This is a genomic window from Salmonella sp. 32100201201700099SM, assembly GCF_017572645.1.
Lineage (GTDB): Bacteria > Pseudomonadota > Gammaproteobacteria > Enterobacterales > Enterobacteriaceae > Salmonella > Salmonella enterica.
In genome coordinates this window covers 108,329-120,262 of record NZ_JAGERQ010000003.1, presented here as the reverse complement: position 1 = coordinate 120,262, position 11,934 = coordinate 108,329, and the positions used below count along the sequence as shown (strand labels likewise).

At 51.2% G+C, this 11,934-nt stretch carries 10 protein-coding genes; 9 read left to right on the top strand and 1 reads right to left on the bottom strand.

Going from position 1 to position 11,934, the window contains the following annotated elements; all coding sequences use genetic code 11:
* The first annotated feature begins 5 nt into the window (after positions 1-5).
* Positions 6-494, top strand: a complete 489-nt coding sequence (gene cvpA / locus J4685_RS06175) for a colicin V production protein (RefSeq protein ID WP_000262102.1) — start codon at positions 6-8, stop codon at positions 492-494.
* 37 nt (positions 495-531) lie between these two features.
* Positions 532-2,049 (top strand): amidophosphoribosyltransferase, encoded by a 1,518-nt coding sequence (gene purF / locus J4685_RS06170; protein ID WP_000334205.1) that lies wholly within the window; start codon positions 532-534, stop codon positions 2,047-2,049.
* A gap of 35 nt (positions 2,050-2,084) precedes the next feature.
* Here purF and J4685_RS06165 read toward each other — a convergent pair whose 3' ends face one another.
* Complete coding sequence (locus J4685_RS06165; protein WP_000168925.1) at positions 2,085-3,512, bottom strand: sigma-54 interaction domain-containing protein; 1,428 nt, start codon at positions 3,510-3,512, stop codon at positions 2,085-2,087.
* A 210-nt stretch (positions 3,513-3,722) separates the two neighbouring features.
* On the opposite strand from J4685_RS06165, the gene J4685_RS06160 reads away from it, so the two are divergent.
* The 7 genes from J4685_RS06160 to hisJ all read left to right on the top strand — a co-directional run bounded on the left by J4685_RS06160 (position 3,723) and on the right by hisJ (position 11,894).
* Positions 3,723-5,120, top strand: a complete 1,398-nt coding sequence (locus J4685_RS06160; protein ID WP_000132306.1) for a diaminopimelate decarboxylase family protein — start codon at positions 3,723-3,725, stop codon at positions 5,118-5,120.
* Between the two features lie 90 nt (positions 5,121-5,210).
* A complete protein-coding gene (locus tag J4685_RS06155; protein ID WP_000072514.1) occupies positions 5,211-6,632 on the top strand; it encodes an APC family permease in 1,422 nt (473 codons plus the stop codon).
* 1 nt (position 6,633) lies between these two features.
* Entirely contained in the window at positions 6,634-7,737 is a 1,104-nt protein-coding gene (locus J4685_RS06150) for an alanine/ornithine racemase family PLP-dependent enzyme (protein WP_000281907.1), read from the top strand.
* A gap of 63 nt (positions 7,738-7,800) precedes the next feature.
* Complete coding sequence (locus J4685_RS06145) at positions 7,801-9,207, top strand: amino acid permease (RefSeq protein ID WP_000380344.1); 1,407 nt, start codon at positions 7,801-7,803, stop codon at positions 9,205-9,207.
* A gap of 26 nt (positions 9,208-9,233) precedes the next feature.
* Positions 9,234-9,803 (top strand): UbiX family flavin prenyltransferase, encoded by a 570-nt coding sequence (locus J4685_RS06140; RefSeq protein WP_000825682.1) that lies wholly within the window; start codon positions 9,234-9,236, stop codon positions 9,801-9,803.
* 288 nt (positions 9,804-10,091) lie between these two features.
* A complete protein-coding gene (gene argT, locus J4685_RS06135; RefSeq protein WP_000754418.1) occupies positions 10,092-10,874 on the top strand; it encodes a lysine/arginine/ornithine ABC transporter substrate-binding protein ArgT in 783 nt (260 codons plus the stop codon).
* A gap of 237 nt (positions 10,875-11,111) precedes the next feature.
* Complete coding sequence (gene hisJ, locus J4685_RS06130) at positions 11,112-11,894, top strand: histidine ABC transporter substrate-binding protein HisJ (protein WP_000731868.1); 783 nt, start codon at positions 11,112-11,114, stop codon at positions 11,892-11,894.
* The last annotated feature ends 40 nt before the right edge of the window (positions 11,895-11,934 follow it).

Genomic DNA, 11,934 nt, shown 5'->3' with positions numbered 1-11,934 from the left:
CATCTATGGTCTGGATTGATTACGCCATTATCGCGGTGATTGCTTTTTCCTGTCTGGTTAGCCTGATCCGCGGCTTTGTTCGTGAAGCGTTATCGCTGGTGACGTGGGGTTGTGCTTTCTTTGTCGCCAGTCACTACTACACTTACCTGTCTGTCTGGTTTACGGGCTTTGAAGACGAACTGGTTCGTAATGGGATTGCTATCGCGGTACTGTTTATCGCGACGCTTATCGTCGGCGCTATCGTGAATTTTGTGATAGGTCAGCTAGTAGAGAAGACCGGCCTGTCGGGAACTGACCGGGTGTTGGGGATCTGTTTCGGCGCACTGCGAGGCGCGCTGATTGTCGCCGCCATTCTGTTCTTCCTTGATACCTTTACCGGCTTGTCGAAAAGCGAAGACTGGAGCAAATCGCAGCTCATCCCGCAGTTCAGCTTCATCATCAGATGGTTCTTTGACTATCTGCAAAGCTCGTCGAGTTTCTTGCCCAGGACGTAACAGGTTCTGAGATGTGGCTTAACGAGGAAAATGACGTATGTGCGGTATTGTCGGTATCGCCGGTGTTATGCCGGTCAACCAGTCGATTTATGACGCGTTAACAGTGCTCCAGCATCGTGGTCAGGATGCTGCCGGTATCATCACCATTGATGCGAATAACTGCTTCCGCTTGCGTAAGGCAAACGGGCTGGTGAACGATATTTTTGAAGCTCGCCACATGCAGCGTTTGCAGGGCAACATGGGGATCGGCCATGTGCGCTACCCTACCGCAGGCAGCTCCAGCGCTTCCGAAGCGCAACCTTTTTACGTTAACTCGCCGTATGGCATCACGTTGGCCCATAATGGCAACCTGACTAACGCGCACGAGCTACGTAAAAAGCTGTTTGAAGAAAAGCGCCGTCATATCAACACCACCTCCGATTCCGAAATCCTGCTCAATATTTTCGCCAGCGAGCTCGACAACTTCCGTCACTATCCGCTGGAAGCCGACAATATTTTTGCCGCGATTGCCGCGACTAACCGTCAAATCCGCGGCGCCTATGCCTGCGTGGCGATGATTATCGGCCACGGCATGGTGGCTTTTCGCGATCCGCACGGCATTCGCCCGTTAGTGCTGGGCAAGCGTGACGTTGGCGATGGTCGTACGGAGTATATGGTCGCTTCTGAAAGCGTGGCGCTGGATACGCTGGGCTTTGAGTTTCTGCGCGATGTCGCGCCGGGCGAAGCTATCTATATTACCGAAAAGGGGCAACTGTTCACGCGCCAGTGCGCGGATAATCCGGTCAGTAACCCCTGTCTGTTCGAGTACGTTTACTTTGCTCGTCCGGACTCCTTTATCGACAAGATCTCCGTCTACAGCGCTCGTGTGAATATGGGCACCAAACTTGGCGAAAAAATCGCTCGTGAATGGGAAGATCTGGACATCGACGTCGTGATCCCTATCCCGGAAACCTCCTGCGATATCGCACTGGAAATTGCCCGTATTCTCGGCAAGCCGTACCGCCAGGGATTTGTCAAAAATCGTTACGTGGGACGTACCTTTATCATGCCGGGCCAACAGCTACGCCGTAAATCCGTGCGCCGTAAGCTCAATGCTAATCGCGCGGAATTCCGCGATAAGAACGTCCTGCTGGTGGATGATTCCATCGTGCGTGGCACCACATCAGAGCAGATCATCGAGATGGCCCGGGAAGCCGGCGCGAAGAAGGTTTATCTGGCGTCCGCCGCGCCGGAAATTCGTTTCCCCAACGTCTATGGCATTGATATGCCGACCGCCAATGAGCTGATCGCGCATGGTCGCGAGGTGGATGAGATTCGTCAGATCATCGGCGCAGACGGGCTTATCTTCCAGGATCTGAACGATCTGATCGAAGCCGTGCGCGCGGAAAATCCGGATATCCAGCAGTTTGAATGTTCGGTATTTAACGGGGTATATGTCACCAAAGACGTAGACCAGCAATACCTCGACTTCCTGGATTCATTACGTAATGACGACGCCAAAGCGGTGCTGTTCCAGAACGAAATGGAAAACCTGGAAATGCATAACGAAGGATAATAGCTTTGCCAGCGGCGCGATGCCGCTGGCCGATGTCAATTACGCACCACGCCGAAGCGAATAGCGTATTTTTGTACTTTGTACTGTAACGTGGTGCGGGATACGTTAAGGCTGCGGGCCGCGGCGGCAATATTCCCCTGATGCGTATCCAGCGCGGTTTCTATTAAATGCCTTTCGTAGTTGGCAACCCGTACCTCCAGCGACCCTTCATACTGCGGATCGGGTGACGAGGGAAGGGGATTTTCCGGCGCGGTTTCCGGTACGCCTAAATTTAACTCGTCCTGTTCAAAAATGATGTGTTTGAGCAGCCCATCTTTTTCCTGCATGATCATGCTGCGTACAATCGCGTTTTCCAGCATCCTGACATTACCCGGCCAGGCGTGATTGAGCAGATCAGCACGCGCCGTCTCGCTTAATCCGTGAATGTCCTGCGGCACGTCATTACGGTATTTATCAATAAAATAATTCGCCAGTAAGGGAATATCTTCCGGGCGGGCGCGCAGCGGCGGTAACGTTAACATTCCGACGCTCAACCGATAAAAAAGATCTGCCCGCAGACGTTCTTGTTGAATTAATTTGACGGGCGCTTCGTTCATGGCGGCAACGATCCTGACATCAGAGTGGAGTTGCTGCTGTCCGCCGAGGCGCCAGAAGGTTTTATCCTGCAAGAATCGCAGCAGCTTACTTTGCATCTCTATCGGCATGGCGTTCAGCTCATCAAGAAAGAGCGTTCCCCCGTTTGCCAACTCCAGATAGCCCTGGCTATTTTCCGCGCCGGTATAGGCGCCGCGCACGGTGCCGAAAAGCGTACTTTCGATAAGCGTAGGCGGTAGAGCGCCGCAGTTCAGGGCGATAAATGGCTTATTCGCCCGCTTGCTGCATTGATGTATAAGGCGGGAAAATAGCTCCTTACCCGTTCCCGTCTCCCCGACAATCGTCACCGGAATATTACTGGCGGCCAGCCGTTTGGCTTTGGCGATATTACTGAGCATTTCCGGGTTTTCGGTAATAATGGCATGGTGCTTCTCATGGTGATCGGCATACAGCAGTTGGTTCAGTTCTACCACCTGCTCCTGGAGCCGCCTGACGCCAGACATATTCCTGCCGATTTCGATAACGCCGACCATGCCGCCATCGCTTGCATAGAGCGGCGCGGTGGTGTGCTGATAGTCAACGGCCTGGCCTCGCGCATTGTAATAAATTTGATAATGGCCAATGTATTCCACGCCTTTTTTTAACGATGAAAGCATCGTACTTTGCGTCTCTTTCATGCCCGGATAAACATCCAGCATATGTTTTCCCATTGCCCGTTCAATACTGTAGCCGTCCAGATCCGCGCTTTCCTGATTGTAGTAAACGTATTCACCACGCTCATTAATGACGGCCAACGGCTGATGAATCAAATCGAAAAAGCGGGAAAACATCCTGAGCGCCGAGGCCAGTTCCTGATTGGTGGATGCCATACACGCATTCCTCATATCTATTGTTCATGTTGCCATTATAAAAGTGACGAATTTTCGTCGTTGTGATGAATAGCAAACTCAATGACGAAAATGAGAAATAGCTTATTTTTATAAGTAATTGATTATTTTTATAAAAAATAGTGGCATGCCTTTTGCTTTATCCCTGTAAAGAATGCGGATTTTTACCATAAACATTAAGCAGAGGGCGTTATGACTGACTCGATTATGCAGAATTACAACCAGCTACGTGAGCAGGTAATCAACGGCGATCGCCGTTTCCAGCACAAAGACGGTCATTTGTGTTTTGAAGGGGTCGATCTGGACGCTCTGGCGCGCCAGTACCCCACGCCGTTCTATGTGTTTTCTGAGCCGGAGATTATTCGTAACATTCATGAAATCCAGCAGGCATTTGCGGCGCATAAAAATACCAAAACCTTCTTTGCGTCAAAAACCTGCTCGGTCATGGGGGTGTTGAAAGCCATTCGTGACGCCGGAATTTGCGCGGAGGCAAACTCACAATATGAGGTTCGCAAGTGTCTGGAGATAGGCTTTCGCGGCGATCAGATCGTCTTCAACGGCGTGGTGAAAAAGCCTGCCGATCTGGAGTATGCCATCGCTAACGATCTGTATCTTATTAATGTTGATAGCCTGTATGAGCTGGAACATATTGATGCCATCTCTCGCAAGCTGAAGAAAGTCGCCAATGTTTGCGTCCGTGTGGAGCCGAATGTTCCCTCGGCGACGCATGCGGAACTGGTTACCGCTTTCCATGCGAAGTCGGGTCTCGACCTGGAACAGGCGGAAGAAACCTGCCGCCGCATTCTGGCGATGCCTTATGTGCATTTGCGTGGCTTGCATATGCATGTGGGCGATCAGGTGCCGGAGTCAGAGCCTTTCGCAAAAGCGACTAAAGTGCTGGTGGATGAATCCCGTCGCCTGGAAGAGGTGCTCGGTATTAAATTTGATTTGATCAACGTGGGCGGCGGAATTCCGGTTCCCTATAAATATGACGACGAGAATGGCGACCCGTTAAAAGATAATATGTATGCCGGTATTACCGCCCAGGATTTTGCCGATGCGGTCATTCGCGAAGTGCATAAATGGCGTACCGATGTGGAAATATGTATTGAACCGGGACGTAAAGTGACCGGGTCGGCGGCGGTTTTACTGACGGAAGTCTCCTGCGAAAAACGTAAAACAAATTACGATCTTAACGGCAATGTGGAATGCCACGTTGAATGGAAATTTGTCGACGCTGGTTACAGCGTACTCTCTGACAGCCAGCATTTTGACTGGTTCTTTTATGTCTATAACGCCTCTCGCATGACGGCAGCGCACGACGCCTGGATAAAATTAGCCGGGCCGCTGTGTGATGGCGGAGATTATTTCCACATGGGAGTGAAAGGTGAAGAGTTTTTACTGCCGAAGGAGACTCATGTTGGCGATATTGTCGCGTTTCTTGACGCCGGGGCATACACCATTGAAAGTCAAACCGTTTATAACAACCGTCCGCGCACGGGCGTGGTGATGATCGATAAAAATGGTGAGACGCGTCTGATTCGTCGGGAAGACAGTTACGAAGACATGGTCAAGTACGACATTTATTAATACTGTTTTGGGCTTCAGTTTCATGCTGAAGCCCGTCGTCAGATGATAAGAAGAGGGCAGTGATGCCTGAATGCATAACAGGAGATGGCCATGAGTAACACGAATTCTGGCTTACTTGGCATCAAAGACATTGTCTTTATGAATGTCATCGCTATTCTGAGTTTGCGGCAAATCCCTAACGTGGCGCCTTACGGGGCATCGGCCATGTTGCTATGGGTGATAGCCGCATTCTGCTTGTTTTTTCCTTTAGCGATGGTATGCGGCGAGCTGTCAACCGGCTGGCCGAAAGATGGCGGGATATTTGTCTGGATTAAAGAGGCATTTGGTAAACGTATTGCATGGATTGTCGTGGTTTGTTTTCTCTTTTCCTGCGTACTGTTTTTCCCATTAATGCTGCAATTCGGCTTTACCGCGTTGGGCTATATGATCGGCGGCGGCCTGGCGGAAAATAAAGCGTTTATCGGTATTGGTTCCGCGGTAATTTTCTGGCTATTAACGCTGATGAATATCCGCGGGATGGAATGGACAAAAATTATTAATAGCATCAGCGCCTGGTGCGGCGTATTTATTCCCTCCGCCAACCTCATTTTGCTGGCGGTGGTATGGCTATGTACCGGACACCAGATGCAGACGGACTACACTACAGCGAAAAACTGGATTCCGGATCTCGGACACTGGGATACGATCGTTTTCTTATCCAGCATGATGTTTGCGTTTGCCGGACTGGAGGTCGCTCCGATGATTGCCGGGCGTACCCGTAATCCACAACGTGATTTTCCGCGAGCGATGGCCGTCTCCGCCGCCGTTATCGTTGGGATCTATATGGTCGGCACTTGGGCGCTAAATACGCTTTTACCCGCCGGGAAAACCGACATTGTGGCAGGCGTCATGCAGGCTATGCATGCTGCTGCGGATACGCTGCATATGCCGTGGTTAATTCCTGTTATGGCCATCTGTATGTTTTTTGGCGCTCTCGGGCAGATTAACTCCTGGCTGGTGGGGCCGATTTATATGCTCCAGGAAGCCTCGCGTGAAGATAATCTGCTGGGGGACCGAATCGGCAAATTACATCCGGTGTGGAAAACGCCCGCCTTTGCCTTGACTGTACAGGCGATTATTGTCACGGTCCTGTGTTTTTCGACTTTTATTTCGCCAAGCGTTGCGGCGGCTTACTGGATGTTAACGGCGCTAACGACCATCACCTATTTTATTCCTTACCTGGTGATGTTCCCGGCGTTCTGGCGTTTACGTAAGACCCAGCCGGATACGCCAAGAAGTTTTAAAATTCCGGGCAAGGTTTTACCGGCTATTTTACCCGCGCTGGGCTTTCTTTCTATCGCCTTTGCCGTTGCGCTGTTATTTATTCCGCCTTCTCAAATTGATATGGGCGGATATTTCCAGTACGCCGGGAAAATTATTGGCGGAGCCGTGCTGGCGGTTGTCGTCGCGGAGTACATTTACCATCGGGCGCAGAAACGTAATGCCCGTTTAAGCATGGCGGGAGGAAAATAAAATGTATATGCCAGTTCTGGAAATAAATCTACGCAAGCTGGAAGAAAACGCCCGCACGGAAAAAGCTCTGCTGGCAAGCAGCGGTATTGACGTGATGGCTGTCAATAAAGTTTTTGACGGCTGCGTGGAAACTGCGCAGGCGGTATTCAACGGCGGAATTACCGTTATTGCTGAATCACGAACCTATAATTTGAAAAAAATACGCGAGACAGGATGTACAACCTGCCTGTTACGCAGCCCGTGTCTGAGTGAAATCGAAGATGTGGTGCGCTACGCGGATATTAGTTTAAATAGCGAGCCGGTGGTATTACGGGCATTATCGCAAGAAGCCCAACGCCAGGGGAAAACGCATCAGGTATTACTGATGGTGGATATGGGCGATTTACGCGAGGGGATCTGGTTTGGTGAATATCAACGCATTCTTGAGACCGTGACTCTGATTACTGGTCTGCCCGGTCTGGAATTATATGGACTGGGCACCAACTTTAATTGTTACGGCACCGTGTTGCCAACGGTTAAAAATGGCGAGGATTTTCTGGCGCTGGCCGCCCGGCTGGAAGCCGACAGCGGTATTCCTGTCCGGCGGCTTTCTGCGGGAAACTGCACCAGCTATCACCTGCTGGATAAAGGTATCTGGCCGCAGGGGCTGAATCATCTGCGCATCGGCGGACTGCATGAATTCGGCATTGAATATGTGGACATGAAATACCTGAATGAATTTCACCACTCCGCAAAACCGGTCGATAAAGCCTGTTCCGATATGTATATCCTGGAAGCGGAAATCATCGAACTGAACAGTAAACCGACCGTCCCGGTCGGGGAGCTGGGCGTCGATGCCTTTTTGCAAAGTAAAACCTTTGTCGATCGTGGCATACGCCGACGCGCATTGCTGGCATTTGGCCGCCAGGATGTGCCATCGGATAACTGTGTGCCATGCGACGACGCTATCACTATCTTAGGACAAACCAGCGATCATACGCTGGTGGATATTGAAGATTGTCGTCAGTCGCTAAAAGTAGGCGATGTGGTTCGCTTTGAGCTGGATTATACGGGCCTGTTAATGGCCTGCCAGACCAAAGGCGTCGCCTGGAGGTTTACGCGTTAACGCATAACCGCCGCGGCTATGTCGCGGCGGCATCTTTGACCTCACGAAAGACAGGGAGTAACGATGGATACCCTGCAACAACCACCGCCAGCAGAGCCCGAAGGCGGTCTGCGGCGTAACCTGAAGAAGCGGCATCTGCTGATGATGTTGTTGGGCGGCACGATTGGCACCGGCTTATTTATCGGCATTGCCGAACCGTTAAGCAGCGTCGGGCCGGCGGGAACCTTACTGGCCTATCTGTTTGCCGGAACCATTATGCTGGCGACGATGATGTGTCTTGGCGAATTATCATGCGCCTTTCCTCACTCCGGTTCATTTCAACATTACGCGCTGATGTTTATGCCGTCACCTTGCTGGAGCTATACCATTGGCTGGCTTTACTGGTTTAGCTGGGTCTTTTCCCTGGCAGCCGACCTCACTGCCGCAGGGTTTATTGCTCACCAGTTTTTCCCCGCGGTTCCGGTATATATGTTCTGCCTGGCGATTCTGCTCATCCTGACGGCCATCAATCTCACCTCCGCAAAAAGTTTTGGCGAATGCGAATACTGGCTTTCGGCCATTAAGGTTTTCGCGATCGTGCTGTTTATCTGCGCGGGCGGGGTCATGATCTACTCGCTAATGGGCCATAGTGACTGGCACCCGACGTTAAAAACAGACGGAATGTGGTTTCCCCACGGTTGGGAGCAAATTGTGGTCTGTATGACGATCGTGATTTACTCCTTCCAGGGGGTGGAACTGGTAGGAAATGCGGCAGGGGAGACCGAATCGCCGCACATTATTTTACCGAAGGTGATCCTGGGGATCGGTCTCAGAATCATTTTATTTTACGGCCTGGCGATTGCGGTGCTGGCGCTGGTCTATCCGCATGAACTGACGCCAAATGGACAAAGTCCCTTTGTATGGGTATTCTCCCACGCGGGCATTCCGGGGGCGGATACGCTGATGACGCTGGTAATCTTTTCCGCCGCGGTTTCTGCCGCTAACTCGGCCATTTACGCCAGTTCGCGTATGCTGTGGTCTATGGCGGGCGATCGCTTTGCGCCAGCCTGCTTTGGTAAAACGAACGGCGGCGGCGTGCCGGTGTATGCTATTTTAATCACGGCCTTGCTGGCGTTGGTGTCGTTGCTGACCCGCTATATTCCCGCACAGCAATTTTATTTATATCTGATCGCCAGTACCGGGCAGGTGGGTTGCCTGGCATGGATAACCATTGGATGGTGCCAGTATCGCTTCCGGCAATCGGTGCGTAATGGCACGTACGCCAGCGATTTGCTACGCTATCGATCGCCGCTTTTCCCCTGGACGGCCCGATTTGTCATTATCACCAATTTTGCCATTATGGTCGGCACCTGGTTTAGTGAGCAGGGGGTAGTGATAATGTTGGTTGAGCTGGCTTTTATGATAGGGATTCTTTTGTCATGGTATCTCTTCAGACCCACTTTGAGCCGATTACGTAACACAGTGGGATGAACGGCGCTCGTAAACGGTAAGAGAACATGAAACGACTCATTGTAGGTATTAGCGGCGCCAGCGGAGCGATTTATGGCGTGCGCTTATTACAAATTTTGCGCGATGTCGATAGCGTGGAAACGCATCTGGTGATGAGCCAGGCGGCCCGGCAAACGCTGGCGCTGGAGACCCATTTTTCGCTGCGCGAGGTGCAGGCGCTGGCCGATGTGACGCACGATGCGCGCGACATTGCCGCCAGCATTTCTTCGGGCTCTTACCCGACGGCGGGAATGGTTATCCTGCCCTGTTCGATTAAAACGCTGTCGGGGATTGTCCACAGTTATACTGACGGACTGCTTACCCGCGCGGCGGATGTGATATTAAAAGAGCGGCGACCTCTGGTGCTGTGTGTGCGCGAAACGCCGCTGCATATCGGGCATTTGCGTTTAATGACCCAGGCCGCTGAGATAGGCGCGGTGATTATGCCGCCGGTTCCGGCTTTTTATCACCTTCCTCAGACGTTAGATGATGTTATAAATCAAACGGTTAATCGAGTACTGGATCAGTTTGACATCCCCCTTCCGCACGATCTTTTTGTTCGCTGGCAGGGCGCATAGCGTTGTCTGTTTAGCGTGCATTATTGTCCCTGTTGCCCTGTTTCAGGGCAATTTTGTAACCGCGATCATATCCTCAACATTTAATTCGTTAAAAGCCGCCGAAACGCTGCGGTTCAACCGTCATACCTGCTATCTTCAACATCAGGACAATATTGCAACGTTTTATTAACAAATTTAACGTCGAATCGTTTTGCTGACGTGAAAATGGCATAAGACCTGCATGAAAAAGTCTGCAAACACACAACGCCACGTAAAACATAAGAAAATGACGCCACTTGAGGGGTATGTATGAAGAAGACCGTTCTCGCTTTGTCTTTGCTGATAGGTCTGGGCGCGACGGCGGCCAGTTACGCCGCGCTCCCGCAAACGGTTCGTATTGGAACAGATACCACCTACGCGCCTTTCTCATCGAAAGATGCCAAAGGCGACTTTATTGGCTTTGATATCGATCTCGGTAATGAAATGTGTAAGCGTATGCAGGTGAAATGTACCTGGGTCGCCAGCGACTTTGATGCGCTTATTCCCTCACTAAAAGCGAAAAAAATCGATGCCATTATTTCATCGCTCTCTATTACTGATAAACGCCAGCAAGAAATTGCGTTTTCCGACAAACTTTACGCGGCGGATTCACGCCTGATTGCGGCAAAAGGGTCTCCCATTCAGCCGACGCTGGAATCGCTGAAAGGCAAGCATGTCGGCGTGCTGCAAGGGTCCACGCAAGAGGCTTACGCCAATGATAACTGGCGCACTAAAGGTGTGGATGTGGTGGCTTATGCCAACCAGGATCTTATCTATTCCGATTTAACCGCCGGTCGTCTGGATGCCGCATTGCAGGATGAAGTCGCCGCCAGCGAAGGTTTCCTGAAGCAGCCAGCGGGCAAAGAGTATGCGTTTGCCGGTCCTTCCGTGAAGGATAAAAAATATTTTGGCGACGGGACGGGGGTTGGGCTGCGCAAAGACGATACCGAGTTAAAAGCCGCGTTTGATAAAGCGCTGACCGAACTGCGCCAGGACGGAACTTACGACAAAATGGCCAAAAAGTACTTCGATTTTAATGTCTACGGCGATTGAGGGAAGGGGATAACGCGCCGCGCTGGGGAACTATCACGGTGCAAAATAGATGTTTTGCACCTTTTTGGTGCATAAGCCGTTGCGGAACAGGCGCATAAATGCATACTTAATCGATTTTTATGCAAAATAAACCGGCTGACAAGGTAGAATACTTTGCCTTGTCGGCCTGATTAATGGCACGATAGTCGCATCGGATCTGTAAAGATCTCCTGGAAAGACAGTCTGTTGAGGATAGTTATGAAAAAACTGGCGTTATCCCTTTCTCTGGTGCTGGCATTTTCCAGCGCTACCGCAGCATTTGCCGCTATTCCACAAAAGATTCGTATCGGTACCGATCCTACATACGCGCCGTTTGAATCCAAAAATGCACAAGGTGAATTGGTCGGCTTTGATATCGATCTGGCCAAAGAACTGTGCAAACGTATCAACACACAGTGTACGTTCGTGGAAAACCCGCTGGATGCGCTGATTCCGTCTTTAAAAGCGAAGAAAATTGATGCCATCATGTCCTCGCTGTCCATCACTGAAAAGCGCCAGCAGGAAATCGCGTTTACCGACAAGCTTTACGCCGCTGATTCCCGTCTGGTGGTGGCGAAGAACTCTGATATTCAGCCGACCGTCGCGTCGCTGAAAGGCAAGCGCGTCGGCGTGCTACAGGGGACGACGCAGGAGACCTTCGGCAATGAGCACTGGGCGCCGAAAGGGATTGAGATCGTCTCTTACCAGGGGCAGGACAACATTTATTCCGACCTGACGGCTGGCCGTATTGATGCGGCGTTCCAGGACGAGGTCGCGGCCAGCGAAGGTTTCCTTAAACAGCCCGTCGGAAAAGACTATAAATTCGGCGGCCCGGCGGTGAAAGATGAGAAGTTATTCGGCGTAGGAACCGGTATGGGGCTGCGCAAAGAGGATAACGAGCTGCGCGAAGCGCTGAACAAAGCCTTTGCTGAAATGCGTGCTGACGGTACTTACGAAAAGTTGGCGAAAAAGTACTTTGATTTTGATGTTTATGGCGGTTAATCACCGTCGGTGCAGATAAAGCCCAAAGAATATTGACTGT

Coding starts and splice junctions, on each gene's coding strand:
- purF (WP_000334205.1), top strand. CDS start 532: ATGTGCGGTATTGTCGGTATCGCCGGTGTTATGCCGGTCAACCAGTCG.
- J4685_RS06165 (WP_000168925.1), bottom strand. CDS start 3,512: ATGGCATCCACCAATCAGGAACTGGCCTCGGCGCTCAGGATGTTTTCC.
- J4685_RS06160 (WP_000132306.1), top strand. CDS start 3,723: ATGACTGACTCGATTATGCAGAATTACAACCAGCTACGTGAGCAGGTA.
- hisJ (WP_000731868.1), top strand. CDS start 11,112: ATGAAAAAACTGGCGTTATCCCTTTCTCTGGTGCTGGCATTTTCCAGC.
- J4685_RS06150 (WP_000281907.1), top strand. CDS start 6,634: ATGTATATGCCAGTTCTGGAAATAAATCTACGCAAGCTGGAAGAAAAC.
- J4685_RS06155 (WP_000072514.1), top strand. CDS start 5,211: ATGAGTAACACGAATTCTGGCTTACTTGGCATCAAAGACATTGTCTTT.
- J4685_RS06145 (WP_000380344.1), top strand. CDS start 7,801: ATGGATACCCTGCAACAACCACCGCCAGCAGAGCCCGAAGGCGGTCTG.
- argT (WP_000754418.1), top strand. CDS start 10,092: ATGAAGAAGACCGTTCTCGCTTTGTCTTTGCTGATAGGTCTGGGCGCG.
- J4685_RS06140 (WP_000825682.1), top strand. CDS start 9,234: ATGAAACGACTCATTGTAGGTATTAGCGGCGCCAGCGGAGCGATTTAT.
- cvpA (WP_000262102.1), top strand. CDS start 6: ATGGTCTGGATTGATTACGCCATTATCGCGGTGATTGCTTTTTCCTGT.